General features: G+C 71.3%; 23 protein-coding genes. 10 read left to right on the forward strand and 13 right to left on the reverse strand.

The features are described from left to right. Positions 1-59 precede the first annotated feature (59 nt). Positions 60-716 (forward strand): response regulator transcription factor, encoded by a 657-nt coding sequence (locus tag CSR00_RS11925; protein ID WP_099022616.1) that lies wholly within the window; start codon positions 60-62, stop codon positions 714-716. Then, a complete protein-coding gene (locus tag CSR00_RS11930; RefSeq protein WP_099022617.1) occupies positions 713-1903 on the forward strand; it encodes a sensor histidine kinase in 1191 nt (396 codons plus the stop codon). Before CSR00_RS11925 ends, CSR00_RS11930 begins: the two co-directional genes overlap by 4 nt. Here the strand turns inward: CSR00_RS11930 and CSR00_RS11935 are convergent. Next, positions 1897-2271 (reverse strand): hemophore-related protein, encoded by a 375-nt coding sequence (locus tag CSR00_RS11935; RefSeq protein ID WP_099022618.1) that lies wholly within the window; start codon positions 2269-2271, stop codon positions 1897-1899. The two genes, CSR00_RS11930 and CSR00_RS11935, sit on opposite strands and share 7 nt — an antisense overlap. A gap of 174 nt (positions 2272-2445) precedes the next feature. Here CSR00_RS11935 and gluQRS point away from each other — a divergent pair, with 174 nt between their 5' ends. Both gluQRS and CSR00_RS11945 read left to right on the forward strand, forming a co-directional pair. Next, positions 2446-3321, forward strand: coding sequence for a tRNA glutamyl-Q(34) synthetase GluQRS (gene gluQRS / locus CSR00_RS11940; RefSeq protein WP_099022619.1), 876 nt, complete (start codon positions 2446-2448; stop codon positions 3319-3321). Between the two features lie 46 nt (positions 3322-3367). Next, a complete protein-coding gene (locus CSR00_RS11945; protein WP_099022658.1) occupies positions 3368-4738 on the forward strand; it encodes a flavin monoamine oxidase family protein in 1371 nt (456 codons plus the stop codon). On the opposite strand, the gene CSR00_RS11950 is transcribed toward CSR00_RS11945, so the two are convergent. Together CSR00_RS11950 and CSR00_RS11955 are read right to left on the reverse strand one after the other, a co-directional pair. Then, complete coding sequence (locus CSR00_RS11950) at positions 4739-5503, reverse strand: SDR family oxidoreductase (protein ID WP_099022620.1); 765 nt, start codon at positions 5501-5503, stop codon at positions 4739-4741. 22 nt (positions 5504-5525) lie between these two features. Next, positions 5526-6368 (reverse strand): alpha/beta fold hydrolase, encoded by an 843-nt coding sequence (locus CSR00_RS11955; RefSeq protein WP_099022621.1) that lies wholly within the window; start codon positions 6366-6368, stop codon positions 5526-5528. Positions 6369-6587: 219 nt separating this feature from the next. Between CSR00_RS11955 and CSR00_RS11960 the strand changes: the two genes are divergently transcribed. Continuing rightward, positions 6588-7241 (forward strand): response regulator, encoded by a 654-nt coding sequence (locus tag CSR00_RS11960; protein ID WP_099022622.1) that lies wholly within the window; start codon positions 6588-6590, stop codon positions 7239-7241. Here CSR00_RS11960 and CSR00_RS11965 read toward each other — a convergent pair. Then, a complete protein-coding gene (locus tag CSR00_RS11965; protein ID WP_245905960.1) occupies positions 7219-7638 on the reverse strand; it encodes a response regulator transcription factor in 420 nt (139 codons plus the stop codon). The two genes, CSR00_RS11960 and CSR00_RS11965, sit on opposite strands and share 23 nt — an antisense overlap. A gap of 241 nt (positions 7639-7879) precedes the next feature. On the opposite strand from CSR00_RS11965, the gene CSR00_RS11970 reads away from it, so the two are divergent. The 3 genes from CSR00_RS11970 (at position 7880) to CSR00_RS11980 (ending at position 13019) form a co-directional block, all read left to right on the forward strand. Then, a complete protein-coding gene (locus tag CSR00_RS11970; RefSeq protein WP_245905961.1) occupies positions 7880-9682 on the forward strand; it encodes a sensor histidine kinase in 1803 nt (600 codons plus the stop codon). A gap of 63 nt (positions 9683-9745) precedes the next feature. Further along, positions 9746-11476: an oxalyl-CoA decarboxylase gene (gene oxc, locus CSR00_RS11975; RefSeq protein ID WP_099022623.1), complete on the forward strand. Its 1731-nt coding sequence runs from the start codon at positions 9746-9748 to the stop codon at positions 11474-11476. A gap of 19 nt (positions 11477-11495) precedes the next feature. Continuing rightward, positions 11496-13019 (forward strand): FadD7 family fatty acid--CoA ligase, encoded by a 1524-nt coding sequence (locus CSR00_RS11980; protein ID WP_099022624.1) that lies wholly within the window; start codon positions 11496-11498, stop codon positions 13017-13019. A 151-nt stretch (positions 13020-13170) separates the two neighbouring features. Here the strand turns inward: CSR00_RS11980 and CSR00_RS11985 are convergent, their stop codons facing one another. The 3 genes from CSR00_RS11985 to CSR00_RS11995 form a co-directional block, all read right to left on the reverse strand. Continuing rightward, positions 13171-14403 (reverse strand): cytochrome P450, encoded by a 1233-nt coding sequence (locus CSR00_RS11985; RefSeq protein WP_099022662.1) that lies wholly within the window; start codon positions 14401-14403, stop codon positions 13171-13173. Positions 14404-14437: 34 nt separating this feature from the next. Next, positions 14438-15664 carry a tRNA guanosine(34) transglycosylase Tgt gene (gene tgt / locus CSR00_RS11990; protein WP_281259702.1) on the reverse strand — a complete coding sequence of 409 codons (1227 nt, stop codon included), beginning with the start codon at positions 15662-15664 and terminating at the stop codon, positions 14438-14440. A gap of 114 nt (positions 15665-15778) precedes the next feature. After that, positions 15779-16525, reverse strand: a complete 747-nt coding sequence (locus tag CSR00_RS11995) for an HAD family hydrolase (protein WP_099022663.1) — start codon at positions 16523-16525, stop codon at positions 15779-15781. A gap of 137 nt (positions 16526-16662) precedes the next feature. Between CSR00_RS11995 and CSR00_RS12000 the strand changes: the two genes are divergently transcribed. After that, positions 16663-17109, forward strand: a complete 447-nt coding sequence (locus tag CSR00_RS12000) for a lipoprotein LpqH (protein ID WP_328514705.1) — start codon at positions 16663-16665, stop codon at positions 17107-17109. Positions 17110-17295: 186 nt separating this feature from the next. After that, positions 17296-17817: a lipoprotein LpqH gene (locus CSR00_RS12005; RefSeq protein WP_099022625.1), complete on the forward strand. Its 522-nt coding sequence runs from the start codon at positions 17296-17298 to the stop codon at positions 17815-17817. Positions 17818-17908: 91 nt separating this feature from the next. On the opposite strand, the gene CSR00_RS12010 is transcribed toward CSR00_RS12005, so the two are convergent. From CSR00_RS12010 to CSR00_RS12035, 6 genes are all read right to left on the reverse strand, one after another. Further along, entirely contained in the window at positions 17909-18406 is a 498-nt protein-coding gene (locus tag CSR00_RS12010; RefSeq protein WP_099022626.1) for an NUDIX hydrolase, read from the reverse strand. A gap of 2 nt (positions 18407-18408) precedes the next feature. Continuing rightward, entirely contained in the window at positions 18409-19797 is a 1389-nt protein-coding gene (locus tag CSR00_RS12015; protein ID WP_099022627.1) for a WS/DGAT/MGAT family O-acyltransferase, read from the reverse strand. 65 nt (positions 19798-19862) lie between these two features. Then, the gene (locus tag CSR00_RS12020; protein WP_099022628.1) at positions 19863-21134 is read right to left on the reverse strand and encodes a sulfotransferase family protein; all 1272 of its coding nucleotides are present in this window, start codon (positions 21132-21134) and stop codon (positions 19863-19865) included. Beyond that, positions 21131-22240 (reverse strand): DUF1214 domain-containing protein, encoded by a 1110-nt coding sequence (locus CSR00_RS12025; protein WP_245905962.1) that lies wholly within the window; start codon positions 22238-22240, stop codon positions 21131-21133. Before CSR00_RS12025 ends, CSR00_RS12020 begins: the two co-directional genes overlap by 4 nt. Then, positions 22237-22833 carry a TetR/AcrR family transcriptional regulator gene (locus tag CSR00_RS12030; RefSeq protein ID WP_099022629.1) on the reverse strand — a complete coding sequence of 199 codons (597 nt, stop codon included), beginning with the start codon at positions 22831-22833 and terminating at the stop codon, positions 22237-22239. The genes CSR00_RS12025 and CSR00_RS12030 overlap by 4 nt, the downstream gene beginning before the upstream one ends. 75 nt (positions 22834-22908) lie before the next feature. Further along, the gene (locus tag CSR00_RS12035; protein ID WP_099022630.1) at positions 22909-24252 is read right to left on the reverse strand and encodes an NAD-dependent succinate-semialdehyde dehydrogenase; all 1344 of its coding nucleotides are present in this window, start codon (positions 24250-24252) and stop codon (positions 22909-22911) included. Positions 24253-24280 lie beyond the last annotated feature (28 nt).

The following is a 24280-nucleotide window of genomic DNA, read 5'->3' on the forward strand; positions in this document are numbered from 1 at the left end:
CTCCGTCCCCGCCGGCCTCCTCACAACACACCAACGCCGTAACCGGGCACCATGGACGGGTGCGAGTGCTGGTAGTCGAGGACGAGAAACTTCTGGCCGACGCCATCGCGGACGGCCTGCGCCGCCACGCCGTGGCCGTGGACACCGTCTACGACGGCGAGGCCGCCCTGGAACGAACGTCGGTCAACGACTACGACGTCGTCGTGCTGGACCGGGATCTGCCCAAGGTCTCCGGCGACGCGGTGTGCACGTCGATGACCGAGAACGGCGGCACCGCCCGCATTCTGATGCTCACCGCCGCCACCGCGGTCTCCGACCGGGTGGCCGGCCTGCGGCTGGGCGCCGACGACTATCTGAGCAAGCCGTTCGCCTTCGCCGAGCTGGTGGCCCGGGTCCAGGCGCTGGCACGACGCTCGCGGCCCGCGAGCCCGCCGGTGCTGCGGCGCAGCGGCATCGAACTGGACCTGCACCGGCGCACCGTCACCCGCGACGGAAACCCGATACCGCTGTCCCGCAAGGAGTTCGCGGTGCTGGCGGAGTTGCTGCTGGCCGAGGGCGGCGTGGTCTCGGCCGAGCACCTGCTGGAGAAGGCCTGGGACGAGCACATCGACCCGTTCACCGCGGTGGTGCGCTACACCATCATGATGTTGCGCCGAAAGCTCGGGGACCCGCCGCTGATCAGCACGGAGGCCGGAGTCGGGTACCGGCTCACATGAGGATCCGCACGCGCCTGACACTGCTGTACGCGGTGGCGTTCTTCCTCGCCGGCGCCATCCTGATCGCGCTGACCTATGTCAATCTGCGCCAGTCCCTGGAAAGCCGGCCCGGCACCGAGGCTCTCGTGGAGCAGTTCGTCGGCCGGTTCGGTGGGCTCAGGAACTTCCCGGTGCTCGACAGCCTGTTCGGTGCGATGGCCGCGCAGGCCGAACAAGACCGCGCCGACACCCTCAACTCCATGCTGCTGTGGTCGCTGGTATCGCTGTGCCTGGTGGGGGTCGCCGCCGTCGGGTTCGGCTGGCTGCTGGCCGGGCGCGCGCTACAGCCGCTGCAGGCGGTGACGGCCACGGCCCGCCGGGTGGCCGACCGCAATCTGCACGAGCGGATCTGGCTGGCCGGACCCGACGACGAGATCAAGGAACTCGCCGACACCTTCGACGCCATGCTGGAACGGCTGGACCGGTCCTTCGACGGCCAGCACCGGTTCGTCGCCAACGCCTCCCACGAACTGCGCACCCCGCTGGCCATCAACCGCACCCTCATCGAGGTGGCGTTGGAGGACCCGGCCACCCCGGAGGCCACCCGCACCCTGGGTAGGTCACTGCTGGCGGTCAACCAGCGCCAGGAACGGCTGATCGACGGCCTGCTGGTGCTGGCCAGTTCCGAACAGCACCTGGACACCCACACCCCCGTCGAGCTCGGCGAGGTCGCCGAACGCGCGGTCCGCGCGGCCGACGCCGCGGCCCGCGGCTCCGGGATCTCCGTGCAGGTCGAGCTGGACCGGCCCGCGCCGGTCAGCGGTGATCCGGCACTCCTGGAGCGGCTGGCGGGCAACCTCGTCGACAACGCGGTGCGCTACAACGTCCGCGACGGCTGGGTCGGGGTGGTGGTGACCACGGCCGGCGGGCATGCGCGGCTCACGGTGCAGAACACCGGACCGGTGATCGCCGCCGACGACGTCGAGGGACTGTTCGAGCCGTTCCGGCGACTGCACCACGGTGCCGAAGGCACCGAATCGCCGGCCGCCGCCGGCGGCACCGGGCTGGGGTTGTCGATCGTGCGCTCGGTGGCCGCCGCCCACGGCGGCCGGGTGCGGGCGGCACCGCGTCCGCAGGGCGGTCTGCTCGTCGAGGTGGAAATCCCGCTGAATCCCGGCGGGACGCGACCAGTAGTCGGCGGTCAGTAGTTGTGGCACGTCCCGGCGACCCGGTCGGCCAGCGCCTGCTTCTCCTGACCCTCCGGGGTGGCGCGCTTGGCGTCGAACTTCGCCCGCCACTCCGGATTGCGCGCGAACAGGTCGTCGACGCGGGCCTTGCGCTGATCCGGGGCAAGAGCGACGAACTCCTGGATCTTGGCCTGGGCCTCCGGGCGCTGGGCCAGCATGTCGGCCAGACCCGGGTCCTCGGCGCTCAGGGCCGCATTCAGCTGGGCATAGCTGCAGTCGGTGTTGATCAGCGGTCCGTCGATCGGCGCGGCACCGGCCACCCCGGTCGCGGCTGCCAGGCCGACCAGGGCCGCGGTCACCGACACCCCGAACGCGGTCAGCAGCTTCATCGTAGGAATCCCTTCTCGTCTGGTGTTCCGCCGGTCGGCGGTGAGCCCAGTTCAGCAGCGGACCCGTTTGGTCGGCGCTAGCCGGCCGACCGCACCGTGTTGGCGCTAGCCGACCCCGACCGCACCGTGTCGGCGCTAGCCGGCCCGATCACGCCGTGGGCTACATTGCGGGACGTGACCTCCCGCGCTCCCGCGGGCCGGTTCGCCCCGAGCCCGTCGGCCGACCTCCACATCGGCAACCTGCGAACGGCCCTGCTGGCCTGGCTGTTCGCCCGCTCCAGCGGCCGCCGCTTCCTGATCCGGGTCGAGGATCTCGACGACCGCACGTCCGGGGAGACCGCCGCGCGGCAGATCGCCGACCTCGCCGCGATCGGCATCGCCTCGGACGATCCCCCCGAATACCAGACCGCCCACACCGAGCGCTACACCCGCGTCATCGATGCCCTCAGCGGGCGTGGCCTGACCTACGAATGTTATTGCAGCCGAAAGGACATCCGGTCGGCGCCGCGCGCCCCCCATGCCCCGGAGGGGGCCTACCCGGGCACCTGCCGGAACCTGACCGCCGAGCAGCGCGCCGAACGCCGCGCGTCGGGCCGCCCGCCCGCGCTCCGGCTGCGCTCGGAGGTCACCGAGTACGCGGTTCGCGACCTGTTGCACGGCACCTACACCGGGGTGGTCGACGATCTGGTGCTGCGCCGCGGCGACGGCGTCCCCGCCTACAACCTGGCCGTCGTCGTCGACGACGCCGCCCAGGGAATCGACCAGGTGGTCCGCGGCGACGACCTGCTGTCGTCGTCACCGCGCCAGGCCTATCTGGGATCACTGCTGGGCTACCCGCAGCCGGTCTACGCCCACGTCCCGCTGGTGCTCAACGCCGAGGGCAAGCGGCTGGCCAAACGCGACGGTGCGGTCACCCTGGCCGAGATCGGCGTGACCGAGACGCTGCACCGCATCGCCGGTTCCCTGGGCTTCACGGCCGAGGACCCGCAGCAGATGCTGGCCGAGTTCGATCCCGCCCGGCTGCCGCGGCAGCCCTGGATCTACCCGTAGCCGGTGCCGTGCCGGCAACGTCACCGGTTGTGGGAGAGTGGCGACCATGTCCGCGACAACACGCCAGGTCGATGTCATCGTCGTCGGGGCCGGGCTCTCCGGGTTGATCGCCGCGCGCACGGTCCTGGCCGCCGGCCTTTCGCCGCTGGTCCTCGAGGCCGACGACCGGGTGGGGGGCCGCATCCTGACCGAGGAGCCGCTGCCCGGGCTGCCCCTGGAGCTGGGGGCCCAGTGGATCGGCGATACCCACCACCGGATGTTCGCCCTGGCCGACGAGCTGGGAGTGCAGACCTTCCCGCAGTACGAGGAGGGTGAGAGCTCCTACGATCTGGGTGGCTCGGGTGTGCTGCGGGAGAACGAGTTCCACGCGCGGTTCGGCTCGGAGCTGGCCGAACTCGAACGCGTGCTCAGACTGCTCGACGAGCTGGCCGCCGAGGTGCCGCCCGAAGCGCCGTGGCGGGCCCCGCGGGCCGCGGAATGGGACGCCATCACCGCGGGCGCCTGGTACGACGGGCAGGGCCTGTCGCCGGTGGCCCGAACACTGCTGGAGATCTGCACGGTGGGCATCCTGGCGGTGCCGACGGTCGAGGTGTCGTTCCTGCATCTGCTGTTCACCATCCAGACCTGCGGGGTGACCGCCGAGCTGTTCGCCGAGTCGGAGGGCGGCGCACAGACCACCCGGTTCGTCGGTGGCACCGCCGAGATCCCCAAACGGTTGGCGGCCCTGATCGTCGACCACATCCTGCTCGGTGCCGCGGTCCAGCTCATCGAGCACACCGCCGACAGCGTCACGGTGCACTGCCGGGGCGGCCTGATCGTGCGAGGCCGGCAGGTCATCGTCGCGATCTCGCCCACCCTGGCCGGCCGGATCATGTACGACCCGCCGCTGTCGGGGATCCGCGACCAGCTCACCCAGCGGATGCCCAACGCGTCGGCGATGAAGGCGTTCTTCGTCTATGACGAACCGTTCTGGCGTGCCGACGGCCTCAACGGACAGTTCATCTCCGATATCGGACCGGCACGGATGTCCAACGACACCTGCATCCCCGGCGACGACCACGGCGTGATCCTGCTGTTCCTCGAGGGCGAGCAGGCGCGCACCTTCGGCCGGCTGCCGCAGGCCGAACGGCGCACGGCGATGACCGCGGAGCTGGTGCGTCACTTCGGCCCCCGGGCCGCGCACCCGGAACTCTACGTCGACGGGGAGTGGGCCGACCGGCAATGGACGCGGGGCTGCTACAACGCCAACCTCGGCCCGCTGGTGTGGACCAACTACGGTTCGGCCCTCGCCGAGCCCGTCGGCGTCATCCACTGGGCCTCAACCGATACCGCGGTGCGGTGGAGCGCCTACATGGAGGGCGCGGTGGAGGCCGGTGAGCGGGCGGCCAACGAGGTGATCGAGCAGCTGCTCCCGTAGCTAGTCGCCGTGCGGGTCGGCCGCGTTCAGTGTGGCCACGACGTCGTCGTAATCGCCGCGGGCCTCGCCGTAGCGCAGGAACTTGACCCGTTGCACCTGGATCTCCCGGGCGTCCGGCTGTGTCTCCAGCAGGCCGACGACCTCCGCGACGAACTCGTCGAGCGGCATCGCGAACTCGCTCTCCTCCTGGCCCGGCAGCAGCGCGGTGCGGACCGCGGGCGGGACGAGTTCGACGACCTCGACGCTGGTGTCGGCGAGCTGCAGCCGGATCGATTCGCTGAGCATGTGGATCGCGGCCTTGGAGGCGTTGTAGCTCGGGGTCGCCTTCAGCGGGGCGAAAGCCAGGCCGGAGGAGACCGTGATGATCGTCGAATCCGGCTGTGTCTGAAGATGTTCGATGAATGCGGCGATGAGCCGCACCGGTCCCAGAACGTTGGTGGTGATCACCGACTCGGCCGAGGCGAGGAACGACGCCCGATGGTGCCAGTCCTCGACCTTCATGATTCCGGCCATCGCGACCACCACGTTGAGGTCGGGGTGGTCGGCCAGCACCCGGGCGGCCGCCGATTCGACGCTGGCCGGGTCGGTGGTGTCGATGCGCACCGCGTCCAGGCCGGGGTGCTCGGCACGGATCCGGTCGAGTTGCTCGGAGCGCCGGCCGCCGACGATCACCGTGTTTCCCCTGGCCTGCAGGGCCAGTGCGAGCGCCAGCCCGATACCGGTGGTGGAGCCGGGGATGAAGATGGTGTTGCCCGAAATCCTCATGGCCTCAATTCCTTTTCTTTGCTCAGCGGGACAGGAACTCCAGCAGGGTCTTGTTCACCTCGTCGGCGTGCGTCCACACCATGCCATGTGGGGCGCCGGCGATCTCGACGAATTCCGCGGCCGGCAGCGCCTCGGCGAACGGGCGTCCGGTGGCGTCGATGGGCAGGATCCGGTCCGCGGTGCCCTGCAGGATCAGCGCGGGGATGCCGGCGGCGGCCACCGCGGCCACGTCGGGGCGGAAGTCCTCGTGCCAGGTGGCCACGGACGCCGAGGAGGCGAACCACGACGCCGCGGCGGCGACCTCGTGGCTGTGCCGCAGCGCCTCCTCACTGATCCGGCTGCCCAGGTTCTCGTCGAGGGCGTAGAAGTCGTGGTAGAAGGTGGTGAAGTAGGCGTAGCGGTCGGCGGTGGCCGCGGCGGTGATCTGGTCGAACACGTCCTGGGGCAGCCCGGTCGGGTTGTCCTCGGCCTGCAGCAGATAGGGCTCCAACGGCGCGATGAAGGCCAGCTTGGCCACCCGCGCGTCCCCGTACCTGCCGACGTAGCGCCCGAGTTCGCCGGTGCCCATGGAGAAGCCGATCAGGACCACCTCATCGAGGTCGAGGGTCTCCAGCACCACGGCCAGGTCGTGGGCGAAAGTGTCGTAGTCATAGCCCGTGGTGGGCTGGCTGGACCTTCCGAAACCTCTACGGTCATAGGCGATCACGCGGTATCCGGCCTCCAGCAGGGCGCGTTCCTGCTTCTCCCAGGAGCGCCCGTCCAGCGGGTAGCCGTGGATCAGGACCACCGGCTGTCCCGCACCGTGATCCTCGTAGTACAGCTCGATCGGGGTGGTGTTCTCGTGTCCCACGGTGATGTATCCCATGATCGGTTCCTTTCCCGCGCCAAGGTTTGTGTACTGCCGTCACCGACGACTCTTCTCCGCGCGTCGCGCGTTGTCGTCGACGCTGACCCCCAACCCGGCTTCGGGTTGACCACCGAGGCCGCTACCGGCTAGCGGTAATCCCCACCGGTCCTGGCCGACCCGCCCGCATCCAGGTGAGACACTGGTGCACCGGATCGGGCGGCACACCCAGGAGGACAGATGACAGGCACGCGCGTGGTGCTGGCCGACGACGACGTTCTCCTGCGCGAGGGGCTCAGCAGCCTGCTGACGCGCTCCGGCTTCGACGTCGTCGGCGCCGCCGGTGACGGTCGGGACCTGCTGGACCTGGTCCGCCGGCAGCGGCCCGACCTGGCCATCGTGGACATCCGGATGCCGCCCGACCACCACACCGAGGGGCTCGATGCGGCCGCGGTGATCCGCCGGGAGGTGCCCGAGACCGCGATCCTGGTGCTCTCGGCGCACGTCGACGTCGACCACGCGATGGAGTTGCTGTCCGGTGGGCGGTCCGTCGGCTACCTGCTCAAGACCCGGGTCACCGACGTCGACGACTTCCTGACGACCCTGCACCGGATCGCCGACGGCGCCTCGGTGGTCGACCCGGCGCTGGTTCAGGAGCTGGTGTCGGCCAGGCGCCGCAACGACCCGCTGGCGGCGTTGTCCGGCCGGGAGCACGAGGTGCTCACGCTGATGGCCGAGGGACTGTCCAACGGCGGGATCGCGCGTCGGCTGTTCGTCACCGAGGGCACCGTGGAAAAGCATGTGCGCAGCATCCTGACGAAGCTGGATCTGCCCGAGACCGGTGACGACCACCGCCGGGTGCGCGCGGTGATCATGTATCTGGAGTCCCGCTGACCGGCTGGTTGTCGTGCTGTCCCGTGGCGGCGGCACCGGCGACGAGGTCGCGCACCGCGCGCGGCGAGAAGGCGAACTTCGGCAGGAATCCCGCGACCGGGCTCTCGGTGATCAGGTCGGCGAAGTCCGACTCGGCGTGGGTGGAGATCACGATCAGCGCCGACGCCGGGGCCCCGGCGTCGTGCAGCGCCCGCACGAGGTCGAACCCGCTCTCGGCTCCGAGGTCGACGTCGACGAGGGTGACGTCGGGCGACAGCGTGCGGTACTGCTCGAGCGCCTCGGTGATGCTGGATGCCATTCCAACGACGTCGATCCCACCGCGCTGCAGGATGGTGCCGGCGGTGGTGCGGAACTGGGCGCTGTCATCGACGATCAGGCAGCGCATGCCGAACCCCACGAGCGAAACATACTGCGAGCATGACAGAACCGGCCGCGGCCCGGCATTACCGCTAGCAGCAATTTCCCACCCCCCGCGCAGCCACTAGCATCGGGAAATCACCTTTCACCCACGGAAACCCCGACCCGACGGCACCGGGTCCGCACCCACGGTCGAGGCGGCGCCGCGCGGCGATTCGCTGCGCGGCCGGCTGCTGCGTGTGGTGCTGCGGCCCACACCGCCCCCGCTGATCTGGGGGGTCGTGACGGCTCTGGGGTTCATCGGCGCCGAGATCGCGGTGGTGCATCTGCTGAAACGGATCGCGCCGGACAATGCCTTCGGGGCACTGTTCCTGCTCGGGGTACTGGTGGTCTCGGCGGGGTGGGGTTTCGGCCTGGCCGTGGCGACCTCGCTGGCCAGCGCCCTGGCCTACGTGTGGTTTCACGCTCACGAGGGCAGCGAGAGCCTGGCGCCGGCCGTCGTGGTGTTCCTGACGCTGGCGCTGCTGACCAACGTTCTCGTCGGGCAGGCCCGGCTGCGGGCCGCCGAGGCGGTTCAGCGGCGCTCCGAGGCCGATCTCGCCGCCGAGCTGGCCCGCCTGATGCTGCGCACCGCCGACCTGGATTCGGCGCTGCGCGGCGCCGGTCAGCGGTTGGCCCAGGTGCTGGAGATCCCGTTCGCGGTCCTGCGGCTCGACGACGGCACCCCGGGCGTCGACGGGCACCACTGCACCACCATTCCGCTGCGGGACGCCACCAGCCCGGGCGGCGCACTGCTGGTGCCACAGGATCTGGCCCCGGCCGCCCTGCAGCGGGTGCACCGCATGCTGCCCTCGCTGGAGGCGCTGCTGGCCGCGGCGCGCGACCGTCAGCGGATCAGCGCCGAGCTGGCGGCCAGCCACGCCCAGACGCGGGCGCTGGCCGATCAGCAGTCCGCACTGCGGCGGGTGGCCACCCTGGTCGCCCGGGGCGCTCCCCCCGACGAGGTCTACCCCGCGGCGGTGGCCGAGGTCGCCCACGGGCTCGACGTCCACCACGTCAACCTGATGCGCTACTGCCCGCAGGGCTGTGTCATCGTGGCCTCCCACGACGCCGAGCGTGAGCGCCGCCGGCCGACCGGCGAGGTGATCCCGCTCGACGGCGACACCGTCGCGTCGCGGGTGCGTGACCGCGCCCAGCCCTCGCGCATCGACGACTACGGCGCGGCGGCGGGAGCCACCGCCGCGCGGCTGCGCCGGATGGGCCTGCGTTCCGGGGTGGGCGCGCCGATCACCGTCAACGGCGCGGTGTGGGGTGCGCTCATCGTCGACACCGAGTCCGTCGAGCCGCTGCCGCGCCGCACCGAGGACCGGGTGGCCGACTTCGCCGACCTGGTGGCCACCGCCGTCACCAACGCCGAGACCCGCGCCGAGCTCACCGCGTCGCGCGCGCGCATCGTCGCCGCCGCCGACCAGGCCCGGCGCGGGTTCGAACGCGACCTGCACGACGGCGCCCAGCAGCGCATCGTGTCGCTGGGGCTGGAGCTTCGGGCGCTGGAGGCGGGGCTGCCCGAGGAACTGCCCACGCTGCGGGCCGAGTTGGCGCAGATCGTCGACGGCCTGGCCAGCCTGCACTCCGACCTGCAGGAGCTGTCGCGGGGCATCCATCCGGCGATCCTGTCCCGGGGCGGGCTCGGGCCCGCCATCAAGAACCTGGCACGGCGCTCGGCGGTGCCGGTGCTGCTGGAACTCGGCGACCTCGGCGTGCAGGAACGCCTGCCGGAGCCGGTGGAGGTCGCCGCCTACTACGTGATCGCCGAGGCACTGACCAACGCGGCCAAACACGCCCGGGCCTCCGAGGTCAGAATCGACGTGCACGCCGACCGCACCGGGCCGACCGCCGGGCTGTATCTGCGGATCGCCGACGACGGGGTGGGGGGCGCGGCCGCCGGGCACGGTTCGGGGCTGATCGGCCTCAAGGACCGCATCGAGGCGCAGTCGGGCCGGTTGCGGATCGTCAGCGAACCCGGTGCGGGCACCACCCTGGAGGTCACCATCCCGGTGACATCCGCCGCGGCTGGGGGCTAACCCCCAGCGAGGTCTCCGGCTGGTTTCGTAGTGGATCCGGCTGCGGGCGTGCAGACTTGGCCCATGAACGCCACCGAGTCCGGCAACGACCGCCCGGAGTCCGTCACCGACGGATTCCATCTGGTGGTCGACGCGCTCAAGCTCAACGACATCGACGTCATCTACGGCGTGGTCGGGATCCCCGTCACCGACCTGGCGCGGCTGGCGCAGGCGTCGGGTATCCGCTACATCGGGTTCCGGCACGAGTCGGCGGCCGGGCACGCCGCCGCGGCAGCCGGATTCCTCACCGGCCGGCCCGGGGTGTGCCTGACCGTCTCGGGCCCCGGATTCCTCAACGGCATGGTCGCCCTGGCCAACGCCACGGTGAACTGCTTCCCGATGGTGCACATCGCCGGTTCCAGCGATCGCGCCCTGGTGGACCTGCAGCGCGGCGACTACGAGGAGCTCGACCAGCTGGCCGCGGCGCGACCGTTCGCCAAGGCCGCCTACCGGATCGACCGGATCGAGGACATCGGCCGCGGCATCGCCCGGGCCATCCGCACCGCGGTGTCCGGCCGGCCCGGCGGTGTCTACCTCGACATCCCGGCGCACGTGCTGAGTCAGAGCATGGGCGCCGCCGCCGGGGCGGCCACCGTGTGGCGGGTCGTCGACCCGGCGCCGCGGCAATCCCCCTCGGACGCAGCCGTTTCGGCGGCGCTGCGACTGCTCGGCGCGGCCGAGCGGCCGCTGATCGTGTTGGGTAAGGGGGCCGCCTACGCGCGCGCCGAGCATCAGATCCGCGACTTCGTGGAACAGACCGGCATCCCGTACCTGCCCATGGCGATGGCCAAGGGCCTGCTGCCCGACGATCACCCGCAGTGCCTGGCGGCGGCGCGGTCGCTGGCGCTGTCCCGCGCCGACGTGGTGCTGCTGGTGGGTGCCCGGTTGAACTGGCTGCTCGGCCACGGCGCGTCCCCGCAGTGGTCCGCGTCGGCACAGTTCATCCAGATCGACGTGGACGCAGCGGAATTCGACAGCAATCAGCCCACGGCCGTCCCGCTGGCCGGTGACATCTGCTCGACGGTCGAAGCGCTGTCCGCCGGGCTGCACGAGGTGCCGGTGCACTGCCCCACGGGCTGGCGCGAGGAGCTCGACGCCCGCCGCACCCGCAACGCGGCCGCGCTGGAGCACCGGCTCGCCGAGGATCCCCGGCCCATGCGGTTCTACAGCGCGCTGCGGGCGGTGCGCGCCGTGGTCCGCCGGCACCCGGAGGTCTACCTCGTCAACGAGGGCGCCAACACCCTGGACATCACCCGCAACGTCATCGAGATGCAGCTCCCCCGGCACCGGCTGGACTGCGGCACCTGGGGGGTGATGGGCGTGGGCCTGGGGTACGCGATCGCCGCGGCGGTGCAGAGCGGCCGGCCGGTGATCGCGATCGAGGGCGACAGCGCGTTCGGGTTCAGTGGGATGGAGATGGAAACCATCTGCCGCTACCGGCTGCCCGTCGTGGTCGTGGTCTTCAACAACGGCGGGGTCTACCGCGGCGACGAGGTCGCATCCACCGGTACCGACCCGGCCCCCACCGTGCTGAGCCCCGGCGCCCACCACGAACGGATCATCGAGGCCTTCGGCGGCACCGGCCACCACGTGCGCACGCCAGACGAGCTGACCGCCGCCCTGACCGCCGCACTCGCCGACCCGGGCCCGGTGCTCATCGACTGCGAGCTCGACACCTCCGCGGGCACCGAGAGCGGACACCTGACCAACCTCAACCCGCGTGTCACCGTCCCCGTGCGGACGACGACGGCCTGATCCCCGGCCAGGAGAACCGATGACGAATCCGACACCCCCACACACCGTGCCGGCCGGCCTGCTCGCCACCCTGGCCGACCGGGAAGCCGCCGCGCGGCCCGACGCTCCCGCGCTGCTGTTGCCCGGCCCGGCCGGCAGGGTCAGCTACCGGCAGCTGGCCCGGGCGGTGGCCGACACCGCCGACACGTTGGGCGGATACGGCCTGTCCCCCGGCGCCGTGGTGGGACTGCGCTGCGCCAACGGCGCCGAATTCGTGATCGGGCTGCTGGCGGCGGCCCGCGCCGGGCTGGTCACCGCGCCGCTGGATCCGGCGCTGCAACCCGCCGAGCAGCAGCACCGGATGCAGCGCCTGGGCGCACAGGCGATCCTGACCGACGTGCCCGGTCATCCCGGCGACTGCCCGGAGCTCGTCCTGGGCCTGCGGACACCCGACCGGGGCTGCACCCTCACCGGTGACCGGCCGCGGCCGGCGGCCCCGGTCGCGGGGCTGACCGCCGCCGACGCCCTGGTGATGTTCACCTCCGGCACCACCGGACTCCCGAAACTGGTGCCCTGGACCCACGACAACATCGCCGCGTCGGTGGCCGCGGTGGCGCAGACCTATGACCTCGGGCCCGGGGACGCCACCGTCGCGGTGATGCCGATGTTTCACGGACACGGGCTGATCGCGGGCCTGCTGGCCACACTGGTCACCGGCGGCTGCGTGGGGCTGCCGGCGAAGGGGCGGTTCTCGCCGAGCACGTTCCTGGGCGACGCGCTGGCCGTCGGGGCCACCTGGTACACCGCGGCGCCGACCATCCACCAGATCCTGCTGGAGACCCTGCCCGCCGGTGACCCCCTGCCCGCCCTGCGGTTCCTGCGCAGCTGCAGCGCACCGCTGCCGCCCGCGGTCGCCGAACGGCTCGAGGAGCGGTGGCAGGCACCGGTGCTGCCCGCCTACGGGATGACCGAGGCGACCCACCAGGCGTGCGGTGTGACCCCGTCATCGGACACCGAGGTGCGGCGACACACCGTCGGTGTGCCGACGGGCACCCGGGTACGCATCGTCGGCGAGGACGGGGCGGACTGCCCGGCCGGAACCACCGGTGAGGTCTGGGTGTACGGGCCGGGTGTGGTGCGCGGCTACCTCGGCAACGAGGCCGCCACCGCCGCCACCTTCGTCGACGGCTGGTTGCGCACCGGGGATCTCGGAGCGCTCGGCCCGGACGGGGCGCTGCGGCTGCGGGGCAGGATCAAGAACGTCATCAACCGGGGCGGGGAGAAGCTGTCCCCGGAACACATCGAGGACGTGCTGCTGGCCTGCCCGGGCGTGGTCCAGGCGGCCGCGTTCGGGATTCCCGACGAGATCTACGGCGAGCAGGTCGCCGCGGCGGTGGTCCTCGGCGACGGAGAACGCTTCGACGCCGATGCGCTGCTGCAGTTCTGTGGCCGGCGGCTGGCGAAATACGAAGTACCGGTGCGGATCACACGGGTGGACGCGCTGCCGCTGACGCCCAAGGGAGCCGTCGACCGAAACCGGCTCGCCGCCGCCATCCCCCGCTGAGACGTCCGGGCCGGAGCGCACCCAGTGTGCGCCCAGACCGCTCCGCACGGCGTTCGGCCGGTCTGGGCGCACACTCGGTGCGGTAGGACGGGTGCGGCAGGACGGGTGCCGTGGGACGGGTGCGGCAGGACGGGTGCCGCGGGATGGGGTGCTAGAGCGCCATCGGCAGGACGGACATCCCGCGCAGCGTGACGTTGCTCTTGTACACCGGGTCGGATTCGAGCCGGGCCGCCGGGAACCTCGCCGTCAGCGCCGACAATGCGATGCCGGCCTCCAGCCGTGCCAGCGGGGCGCCCAGGCAGAAGTGCGGCCCGAGGCCGAAGGCCAGGTGACGGATCGCGCCGCGGTCGGGGTCGAACACCGTCGGCCGGTCGTAGAACTCCGGGTCACGCTGGGCGGCGGCCAACAACAGCATCATGGTGTCGCCCTTGGGGATCGGCGTGCCCCCGATCTCCATGTCCTCGGCGGCGACCCGGCCGGTCATCTGCACCGGCGGATCGGTGCGCAGGGTCTCCTCCACCAGGGCCGCGGCCTTGCCGGGGTCGGCGGCCAGCGCGCTCCAGTACTGGCGGTGACGCAGCATGGCCAGCACCGCGTTGGCGATCAGGTTGACCGTCGTCTCGTGCCCGGCGATCAGCAGCAGGTTGCACGTCGCGACGATCTCCTCCTCGGTGAGCTGATCGCCGTCCTCCTCGGCGGCGATCAGCTCCGAGATCAGGTCCTCGCGGGGCTCGCGGCGCCGTTGGTCGACCAATTCGCCCAGGTACCGGCGCAGCCACTGGCCGGCTTCCAGCCGCTCCTCGAAGTTCTCGGAGACCTCGCCGGTGAAGGCCAGGAACGGATCCAGCCCCTGGGCCAGCAGCGCCGAGGCGCGGCTGAACAGCGGTTCGTCCTCCAACGGCACCCCGAGGAGCCGGCAGATGACCGCGACCGGCAGCGGGTAGGCCAGGTCGGCGATCAGGTCGCAGCGGCCGCGTTCGGCGATCGGCTCCAGCAGCGCGTCGACGATGGCGGCGATGTCGGGTTCGAGGGCCTTGATGACGCGCGGCGAGAACGCCTTCTGCGCCAGCTTGCGCAGCCGGGTGTGGTCGGGCGGGTCGAGGAACAGGAAGCCCGGCGTGCCGAACGGGCGCGGCGCCGCGCCCTCGGCGATGGCCTTCTGGGCAGCGGTGGACTTCAGCCGGTCGCTGGCCGAGGAGGGATGCCGCAGCGCCTCGTCGCAGTCCGCGAAGCGGGAGAACACAACGAGATTGGCCTCGGGCAGCCGCAGCGGGCCCAGATCGCGGATCTCGTCGTAGACCGGGTAGGGATCGGCACGGCTGGCCGGATCCAGCAGCCGCGCGAGAAGGTGTTGGGGTTCGGCCAGATTCGGTGCGCCAGGCATGATCTCATTCTGCACGAGCCACAGAACCCGCAGGTCAGCGCCGGTAGTAGCGCCCCAGGAAGTCTGCGCGCAGCTCGTCGAAGGTGCCGTCGGTGATGGCGTCGCGGATCGCGTCGACCAGCCGGATGATGAACCGCTCGTTGTGGATGGTGGCCAGCGTCGACGCCAGGATCTCCTTGGCCTTGAACAGGTGGTGCAGGTACGCGCGGGTGTAGTGGGCGCAGGTGTAGCAGTCGCAGTCGGCGTCGACGGGAGTGAAGTCCCGCTTGTAGCGCGCGCCGGTGATGTTGAACCTCCCGGTCGGCGCGTAGAGGGCCGCGTTGCGCGCGACCCGGGACGGGGACACGCAGTCGAAGGTGTCGGCGCCGGCGGCCACGGCGTCGAACAGGTCGTCGGGTTCGCTGATGCCCAGCAGGTGCCGGGGTTTGTCCTCGGGCAGCTCGTCGACGACCCAGCCGACGATGGTCGCCAGGTTCTGCTTCTCCAGCGCGCCGCCGATGCCGTAACCGTCGAACCCCCCGCCGGTGTCCAGCCCGACCAGACCGCGGGTGGCGGCCCGGCGCAGGTCCTCGTACTGGGCCCCCTGCACCACACCGAACAGCGCCTGCGGCGGCTTGTCGGGCCGCGCACGTCGGTCGGACTCGGCGATGCGGGCGTGCTCGACCAGGCAGCGCAGCGCCCAGTCGTGGGTTCTGCGCACCGAGGTCTCCTGGTAGCCGCGGGTGTTGACCAGGGTGGTCAGCTCGTCGAAGGCGAAGATGATGTCCGCGCCGAGCTGGTGCTGGATCTGCATCGAGATCTCGGGGGTGAACCGGTGCCGCGACCCGTCCAGATGCGAGGTGAAGGTCACCCCGTCGTCGTCGACGCGGGCCAGCCGCTCCTTGCCCTCGGCGATGATGTCGTCGGCCTGCACGCGGTTGGCGTCCATCGACAGCACCTTGCGGAACCCCGCCCCCAGGGACAGCACCTGGAATCCGCCGCTGTCGGTGAACGTCGGTCCCGGCCAGTTCATGAACGTGCCCAGCCCGCCGGCCTCGTCGACGACGTCCGGGCCGGGCTGCAGGTAGAGGTGGTAGGCGTTGGCCAGCACCGCCTGGGCACCCAGGTCCGCCATGGTCTCGGGCAGCACCGCCTTGACGGTGGCCTTGGTGCCGACCGCGATGAACGCGGGGGTGCGGATGTCGCCGTGCGGGGTGTGCATCACCCCGGTTCGTCCGCGCCGGCCCGGCAGGGTGTCGACCACCTCGAAGAATTCACCCACGCCGGTATTCAACCGGATCGGGGGTGGGCGCCCCGGCCGCGGGTCGGCCCGAACCGGCCGGGAATCACAACGGTGTCATTCATCCACACTGGGGATAACCCCTGTGGATAACGTTCACCGGGCCGCGCCGCGGCGCCCCGGGCGGGTCACCCGCAGCACCGGCCACCCGGCCCGCGCGGCCACCGCGGCCAGCCCCGGGCGCGGATTCACCGGGCGCGGATTGCCGACCTCATGCATCAGGGGCGCGTCCTCGTCGCCGTCGGCGTAGAAGTAGCTGTCGGGCAGCTCCACCCGGTGCTCGGCGCTGAACCGCCGCACCGCCTCGGCCTTGCGCCGGCCCCAGATGATCGGTTTGACGATCCCCCCGGTCAGCCGGCCGCGCTCGTCGACCTCGAAGTGGTTGCAGATGACATGGGCGACGCCCAGCGCCCGGGCGACCGGCACCGCGTGCACCGTCAGCGCCGACGAACTGAGCACCACGGTGTGTCCGCGGCGCTGATGGGCGGCGACCACCTTCTCCATCTGCTGGAACATCCGGACCCGGTTGTGCCGGTGGAACAGCTGTTCGCCGAGCTCCTCGAGTTCGGCCAGCGGGGTACCCCTGAGGTAACCGCCCGCGCGCACCACCAGCCGGTCGAACTCCATCCGGCCCAGGCGGTAGCGCACCGCGGCCTCGACCACGCCGAGCACCTCACCGATCGTGGCCTGCCGGTTGCGGATGCGGTGCCGGGCGTGGGCGACGGGGGTGAAACCGTCCACGAGGGTGCCGTCGACGTCGAAGAACGCCCCGACCCGCGGGCCCGCCGGGCCCGCGGCGATCGCCGCCACCGGATCGGCCAGCGACGGTGTCCCGGGGTCCAGAGTCACGGTCCAACCTCACGAACCTGTGGCCGCGGGCCTGTCCCGGGCGTGTCCTCCCAGTCTAGAGACGCCCGGCCGATGCGTCCGCCACGTTGAAAGCGGTCCGTGACAGCGCTTCACGGGATAGATTCGTCGGCGTGCACAAACCGCTGATCCAGACCGTGGCCGTCGGTGCGGTGCTCGCCGCAGCGGCCACTGGTTGCTCGTCGAAGCCGGCCCCGCAGGAACCCCCGCCTGGCGCCCTGGTCTCCGGCACCGCGCAGATCACCGTCAACGACACCGACCTCGGCCCGTTCAAGACCGTGCAATGCACGCCCGCCGGCTCGCTGATGATGATCACCACCGGCAACGAGGCCTCGGGGTCCTCGGCGTTCGTCTCCAATGCCGACGGCCTGGTGGCCAGGACGGTGAGTCTGACCGATCTCGGCGGCTTCACCGGCAGCTACAACCAGGACCTGCAGGGCACCGCCGAGGTCAGCATGACCGGCAACACCTACGTCATCACGGGCACCGCGCGCGGCTTCGACACCGCCGAGCCCAGCTTCACCACCGAGGCGGACTACACCATCAAGGTGGGTTGCTGACGGGTTCTCCTCGCCGTTAGCTGAGCCGGCCCGCCGCCGCGTATTTCCGGTGCGATCGCCGCTGGACCGCCGGAAGAGATTTCGCCGAAACGCGGCACCCGCGGGTCATGGGGGTCCGATACTTCACCCAGGTCCGTCCATGGTGGCCGGGCCCGGAAGGTGAGGAGTGACCAGATGACGCGTGGCATGAGACATGGCAGGAAACATGGTCTTGTGATCGCCGTGGGTGCAGCGGCGGTCGTGGTCGGGGGTCTGGTTGGCTGTTCCAGCGACACATCGAGCACCTCGACCAGCGAGGAGACCACCGCGACGACGACCGAGACCCAGGCGGAGGGCACCACCGAGGCACCGGCCACCGGCAGCGCCGCCGGCGCCACCCAGGTGACCATCGACGGTCAGGAGCAGACGGTCGAGGGCAGCGTGATGTGCACCAACGTCGGCGGCAACGTGCAGATCGCCATCGGCAACGCGACCGGGGGTCTCGGTGCCCAGGTCACCGAGGGTGATGCTCCCCAGGTCAAGCAGGTTGGGCTGGGCAACGTCAACGGGGTCGCCCTGGGTTACGCCGAGGGCGCACCCGGCGGCGAGGCCACCGCGACCAAGGACGGCAACACCTACACCATCACCGGCACGGCCACCGGCGTGGACATGTCCAATCCGCTGGAGCCGATGAAGAAGCCCTTCGAAATCGTGGTCACCTGCCCGTAGCGGGTGCCTCCGGGAGCTCCACTAGATCTCCACCGCGATCGCCCCGCCGCTGTCCAGGAGCCGGCGGGGCGATCGTCGTCGGCGCCCCCGGTCACCGCAGGGCGACGAGCAGCCGGTCGAGCACCGGCAGCTGGGACTTCAGCAGCTTGGCCCGGGCCTCGTCAAGGCCGAACCAGCCGGCCCGGTCCACCTCGGGGAATTCGCGCAGCCGGCCCGATCCGCGCGGCCACTCCAGCTCGAAGGTGTTGCTGACGATCGCCGCGGCGTCGAGGTCGCCCCGCACCGCGAACACCGTCACCACCTTGCCGCCGCCCTGACGGATCTCCCCCAGGTCGATCCGCGGTCCGGCCGGTGGGCCCGTACCGAGTTCCTCGGCGAACTCCCGCTGGGCGGCCCGCCAGGGATCCTCGCTCTCGTCGTACTCCCCCTTGGGAATCGACCACGCCCCCTCGTCCTTGCGGGCCCAGAACGGCCCACCCGGGTGCGCGAGGAGAACCTGCAGTTCGGGGCCTTTTCCGGGGCCTTTTCCGGGGCCTTTCTCGGGCCCCTCGTACCGGTAGAGCAGGACACCGGCGCTGCGCCGCGGCACGGTCAGGCGCCGACGGCGCGTTCGAGGTCCTTCAGCGCGTCCTCGAGGTGGTTGAGCAGCCGCTGCAGGTGCGGGACGCTGCGCCGGCACCCCACCAGGCCGAAGTCGAGGTGGTCGTTGTTGCTGACCAGCGTGATGTTCAGTGCGAGCCCGTCCAGCACGATGGAGAACGGGTAGTGGCCGCCCAGCCGCGCACCCTGCCAGTACAGCGGCTGACTCGGGCCGGGCACGTTGGAGATCACGACGTTGAACGGCGGCGGTGCGGAGGCCACGAATCCCGGCACCGATCCCAGCCCCAGCGGCGCGATCATCAGCGCCGACAACGCCAGCGCCTGCAGCCGCGGAAGCTCGGAGAACACCTTCTTGTTGCCGCGGGTGGACTCGCCGATCGCGGTGAGCCGCGCACCGGCGTCCTCGACGTCGGTGGCCAGGTTGCACAGGATGGTGCCGACCTGGTTGCCGCCGGCGTTGGCCTCCGCCTCGGTGCGCAGGCTCACCGGAACCATCGCCACCAGCGGGGCGTCCGGCAGCGCGTTCTGTTCCTGCAGATACATCCGCAGCGCACCGGCGCACATGGCCAGCACGATGTCGTTGACCGTCACCGGACCGGCGGCGGCCTTCACCCGGCGGATGCGTTCCAGGGGCCAGGACTGTGCGGCCACCCGGCGCGCCCCGCCGATCTTGACGTTGAACATGGTCTTGGGCGCGCGGAACGGCAGGGTCAGCTGCTGTTCCACCAGGGCGGCGCGAGCCAGGGTCAACGCCGAGGGAGCCAGCCCGGCAAGCGATTCGGCGGCACCGCCGAGGGTGCCGCCGAGAGTACTGAGGGCCCGGTTCGCCGCCGAGGCCGGCAGCGAGCGCTTGGGGCGCTCGCGCGGCGGCAGGCTCCACGGCACCCGGACCTCGGTCTCCTCCGGGTCGGTCGACAGCGTCCGTTCGGCCAGCCGCAGCGCCGACACCCCGTCGAGCAGGCAGTGGTGCACCTTGGTGTAGACGGCGAACCTGTCGTCGGGCAGCCCCTCGATCAGGTAGGCCTCCCACAGTGGCCGGTGCCGGTCGAGCAGGGTGCCGTGCACGCGGGAGATCAGTTCCAGCAGATCGCGGATCCGCCCGGGGCGCGGCAGGGCCGAACGCCGCAGGTGGTAGTCGAGGTCGACGTCGTCGTCCAGCGTCCAGCCCAGATCGACGATGCCGCCCAGGACTGTGGCCGGGTGCTTGCGGAAGGTGGGCTGGAAGTCGGTGTAGGCGACCATCTGCTCGTGCAGGTCGCGGACGAAGTCCGGTCCGGCGCCGGCGGGCGGCTCGAACAGTTGCAGGCCGCCGACGTGCATGGGGTGCTCGCGCGACTCTCCGAGCAGGAACACCGAGTCGACGGGCGAGATGAGTTGCATGAAGCCATTAGTACCCCGCCCCCGCCGGTTGGTATGCGGATTCGGGCGCCGGCGTCGGAGAGAGCTCAGGCCAGGAAGCGTTCGCGGTAGCCGGCGAGCCGGCGGGCCACCTCGGCGACGTCGAGGCCGACGTCCTCGGGGCGGTAGAGGACGCCGCCGTAGCGGCCGCGGGGGTGCTCGGCGCGGAAGCGCGCCATGGCGGTGCGCGCGCTGGCGTCGAAGGGCTGCCCGGCCAGCTCGTAGATCGCCGCCACGGTGCCCTCCTCGTCGGCCATGAAGTCGTCGAAGGCGACATCGACCGATTGCCCGGCCGGCAGCACGTCGCGGTCGCGCACACAGCCGCCCAGCAGGTCCTCGGCCCGGTCCAGCCAGTAGGCCGCGATCGCGTGCGGGTCCGGATGCTCGGCGCCCATCCGCGACGCGTAGCCGATCATCGTCGCCATCGACAGCGTCACCTCCACCGGATCACGATGGGTGACAACGAAAACCGCGTCGGGGAAGGTGGACACCAAGGTGGGGAACTGTTCGAGGTGCTGCGGCGACTTCAGCACCCACCGGGTGCCGCCGCGCAGCCACTGCAGCGCCTGCAGCGTGCGTTTGAGGTAACGGTAGGACGGCCCCTGATCGTGGGCCTTGTAGTGCGCCGAGAAGCCCGGCACCCGATAGGTGGTCTCGAACAGCATCCCGGAGATGTCGTTGGCCAGCAGCTGGATCTCCTCGTGCGCGTGATCCACGGTCATCTCGTGCATGCGCTTGAACTCGGGCATGCAGACGTCGACGAGTTCCAGGCCGGCCGCGCAGCGTTCCCGACGGCCCTGCTCGCCGCGGCCGGCGAGCAGATCGTCGGGGGCGGCGACGGGCTCCAGACTCTCCCAGTAGGGCAGGTGGCGCAGCGCTGGATCGGCGGCGATGAGGTTGTGCAGGTGGGTGGTTCCGGTGCGGGGCAGCCCGCAGACGATGATCGGGCGGTCGATCACCACGTCGTCGATCTCCGGGTGGGCGGTGAACAGGTCCTGCAGTCGCAGCCGGTTGACCAGGTTGCCCACCAGCTGCTCGAACACCACCGCCACCCCGGCGGCCGACAGCCCGGCCTCGTCGCGCAGGCTGGCGCACAACACGTCCAGGCGTTCGGCGAATCCCGGGTCGCCCCAGTCGCTCAGCCCCGTCCGTTCCTGCGCCGCGGCGCGCAGCGCCCGCGGTGTCAGCGTCAGGGCCGCGCCGTAGTCGGCCAGCATCGCGCGGACGGGGATCGCGGCCTCGGGGAAGCGGGGATCGGCCAGGTCGGTGAGTCTGATCGGCGCCGGGCGTTGCGCGTCGCGGCGCGTGGGTGCGCTCATCGCCGGGCGTCCCCGAGTTCGACGACGCGGCAGCGCGGGCGCGCCGGTGTCCGCTCGGGCAGGAACCAGCGCAGCCAGATCAGTCCCTGCCGGCGGCCCGCGGTCGACACCCAGTTGGGGTGCCCGGGGTCGTCCTCGGCGATCACGATCTGCCAGGAGCCGTCGGGCTCGTGGTCGATGTGGGCGCCGTTGATGGTCACCGGTTCGTAGGTGTAGTCGTAGGTGTGCAGGAACGGGTTCCACAGGCACAGGTTCCAGAACACGCACGGCGGTGAGGTGCCCTCGACCACGAGCGCCTGCCCGGGTTGCAGGTCGTAGGCGCCCATCGCGTAGGCGGCGTCACCGGCGGCCCAGCCGTAGGTCTGGCTCGGCACCGGATAGGGCTCGGCGATCTCGTTGGGGGGTTGCACCCGCACGGGCAGCATCGCGAACTGTTCGCGCAGCCAGGTCCGCGCGGCGGTCATCCGCCGGGTCAGGTCCGGGCGGTCGTCGTGGCGGCGGGCCGGCGGGTCGAGCGCCTCGATGTGCCACACCGGGCGCCGGTCGGTGTCCCGGTTGTCCACGTAGTCGCGGGTCAGCGCGAACACGGCGTCGGGTTCGAGCCTGAGCCAGGGGCCCTCCTGCGGGGCGGCGGCGATGGTGAACGCGAAATTGCCCTCGGCGTCGAACTGCAGGTCGCGGTCGTTGATGGTGGCCACGATCCGGTCGCTGTAGCGCCCGTCGTCGGGACCGCCGTACACCGTCATCGACAGGTACACCGCGTCGCCGCGGTTGCCGGTGACGCGGTAGGTGCGCGCGGGGTCCAGCGGTGAGAGCTGGTAGTAGGCATCGGAATTGTCGCCGCCCCACTTCAGGTTGGGGCCGGAGACGTCGACCAGCCGCGGGCGGGCGCTGTCACCCCACACGTAGGCGTCGAGGGCGACCCGCAGCAGGGTGAAGGCCAGCCGGTAGCCGTCGAGGAGGTCGGCCTCGGGCAGCGGCGGGTCGGCCTCGCGCAGCGTCTGCTCGAAGCCGCGGACCTCGTCGAGCAGAGCACCGTAGGCGGCGGACAGTGCGCCGTCGGCCCCGTGCCGGGAGGTCTCGGGAGATGTCTCGCTGGAAGTCACGGGGCTCCTTCGGTTCTCGCGCGCGCTCCCTGCAGCACCAGCGCGCACAGGCGATCGACGACGGCGTCGGGGTGGTCGGTGTGCAGCACCTGGGTGGCGTAGAGGCCGGTGGCGACCAGCAGGTGGTAGAGCATCTCGGCGTCGACCTCGGCGGCCAGCACGCCGCGCCGGACCCCGGCGGCGACCAGCGTGGCGAAGCCCGCGCGGGTGCGCTCGTCGAGCAGCTGCTGTGCGCGGATGGACAGTTCGGGGTCCCGGTGCCGCTCGGCCAGGATCCCCATCGTCGCGGCCGCCACCACCGGGTCGCCCCAGAAACCGAACACGGCACGCACGAAGCGGCGCAGATCGGCCTCGAAATCGCCGGTGTCGCTGAACATCTCGGTGTCGGCCTGCGCTTCGCCGAAGACCGCGTCGAACACCACGTGCGCCTTGGAGGGCCAGCGCCGGTACACCGTGGGCTTGCCGACCCCGGCCTCGCGGGCGATCGACTCGACCGACACCCGGTCATAGCCGTCCTCGGCGAGCTGTCGGCGGGCGGCGGCCACGATCGCCTGCCGGGTGCGGGGGTCGCGGGGGCGCCCCGGCGCGGTCACAGCGGTGTGATCCCGTTCACACCACTTATGTTCCGTACCGTAACGTAATTTGTCAACGCCCGCGGGCGGCGGGTGTCAGCCGATGCGGATCAGCTTCTTGTTGACGAACTCCTCGATGCCGAAGCGCCCCAGCTCCCGACCGAAGCCGGAGCGCTTCACCCCGCCGAAGGGCAACTCGACGCCGTCGGCGCCGACGACGTTGACGAAGACCATGCCCGCGTCGATCTTGTCGGCGACCCGGCGGGCCTGCTCGGCGTCGGTACTGAACACGTAGGAGCCCAGGCCGAACGGGGTGTCGTTGGCCAGCTCGACCGCCTCGTCCTCGGAGTCCACCCGGTACACGGTGGCCACCGGCCCGAACAGTTCCTCCTTGGCCGACGCCCACTCCGGCGAGACACCGGTGAGCACCCCCGGCGGGAAGAACGCCCCGGTGCGCTGCCCCTCCGAGACCAGCGTGGCGCCGTCGGCCACCGCCCGGTCCACCTGCTCGGCCAGCCGGTTCGCGGCGGTCACCGAGGACAGCGGCGTGAGCCCGTCGGCGGCCTCGAGCACCTTCTTGGTGAACTTCTCCAGGAACTCGTCGTAGATCTCACCGGCGACGATGAAGCGCTTGGCGGCGTTGCAGGCCTGCCCGGTGTTCTCGAACCGGCCGGCCACCGCCGCCTCGACGGTCGCGTCGAGGTCGTCGGTGCTCAGCACGATGAACGGGTCGGAGCCGCCGAGCTCGAGCACCACCTTCTTCAGGTTGCGACCGGCGATCTCGGCGACGGCGGCCCCGGCGCGTTCGGACCCGGTCAGCGACACCCCCTGCACCCGCGGGTCGGCGATGGCCTGCGCGATCTGCTCGTTGGTGGCGTAGACGTTGACATAGGCGCCCGGCGGGTAGCCGGCGTCGTCGAAGATCTGCTGGATGGCCGCCGCGGACTCCGGGCACTGCGGCGCATGCTTGAGCACGATGGTGTTGCCCAGTGTGAGGTTCGGGCCGGCGAACCGCGCGACCTGGTAGTAGGGGTAGTTCCAGGGCATGATGCCCAGCAGCACCCCGACCGGGCTGCGCCGGATCAGCGCGCTGCCCTGGCCGTCGAGCAGATCGATCGGCTCGTCGGCGAGGAACTTCTCGGCGTTGTCGCCGTAGTACTCGTAGATGGCCCCGCTGAACTCGACCTCGCCCTCGGCCTGATCCATGGGCTTGCCCATCTCGCGGTGGATGATCTCGGCCAGCTCCGTCTTACGCTCGGCGTGCAGGCGGCCGACCTCGCGGATCAGCGCGGCGCGCTCGGCCAGCGTCGAGGTCTTCGACCAGGTCCGGTAGGCCCCGGCGGCCGAGGCCAGCGCCTGCTCCATCTGCTGGTCGGTGGCCGTCGGATACTCCGCGACGACCGCACCGGTCGCCGGATCGACCACTGCGTACAGACTCATTGCTCTGCCCTCGATTGCGCTCGTGCCG

This window comes from Mycolicibacterium palauense (genome assembly GCF_002592005.1).
GTDB lineage: Bacteria > Actinomycetota > Actinomycetes > Mycobacteriales > Mycobacteriaceae > Mycobacterium > Mycobacterium palauense.

Coding starts and splice junctions, on each gene's coding strand:
- CSR00_RS11930 (WP_099022617.1), top strand. CDS start 713: ATGAGGATCCGCACGCGCCTGACACTGCTGTACGCGGTGGCGTTCTTC.
- CSR00_RS11935 (WP_099022618.1), bottom strand. CDS start 2,271: ATGAAGCTGCTGACCGCGTTCGGGGTGTCGGTGACCGCGGCCCTGGTC.
- CSR00_RS11945 (WP_099022658.1), top strand. CDS start 3,368: ATGTCCGCGACAACACGCCAGGTCGATGTCATCGTCGTCGGGGCCGGG.
- CSR00_RS11950 (WP_099022620.1), bottom strand. CDS start 5,503: ATGAGGATTTCGGGCAACACCATCTTCATCCCCGGCTCCACCACCGGT.
- CSR00_RS11955 (WP_099022621.1), bottom strand. CDS start 6,368: ATGGGATACATCACCGTGGGACACGAGAACACCACCCCGATCGAGCTG.
- CSR00_RS11960 (WP_099022622.1), top strand. CDS start 6,588: ATGACAGGCACGCGCGTGGTGCTGGCCGACGACGACGTTCTCCTGCGC.
- oxc (WP_099022623.1), top strand. CDS start 9,746: ATGAACGCCACCGAGTCCGGCAACGACCGCCCGGAGTCCGTCACCGAC.
- CSR00_RS11980 (WP_099022624.1), top strand. CDS start 11,496: ATGACGAATCCGACACCCCCACACACCGTGCCGGCCGGCCTGCTCGCC.
- CSR00_RS11985 (WP_099022662.1), bottom strand. CDS start 14,403: ATGCCTGGCGCACCGAATCTGGCCGAACCCCAACACCTTCTCGCGCGG.
- CSR00_RS12005 (WP_099022625.1), top strand. CDS start 17,296: ATGAGACATGGCAGGAAACATGGTCTTGTGATCGCCGTGGGTGCAGCG.
- CSR00_RS12015 (WP_099022627.1), bottom strand. CDS start 19,797: ATGCAACTCATCTCGCCCGTCGACTCGGTGTTCCTGCTCGGAGAGTCG.
- CSR00_RS12020 (WP_099022628.1), bottom strand. CDS start 21,134: ATGAGCGCACCCACGCGCCGCGACGCGCAACGCCCGGCGCCGATCAGA.
- CSR00_RS12035 (WP_099022630.1), bottom strand. CDS start 24,252: ATGAGTCTGTACGCAGTGGTCGATCCGGCGACCGGTGCGGTCGTCGCG.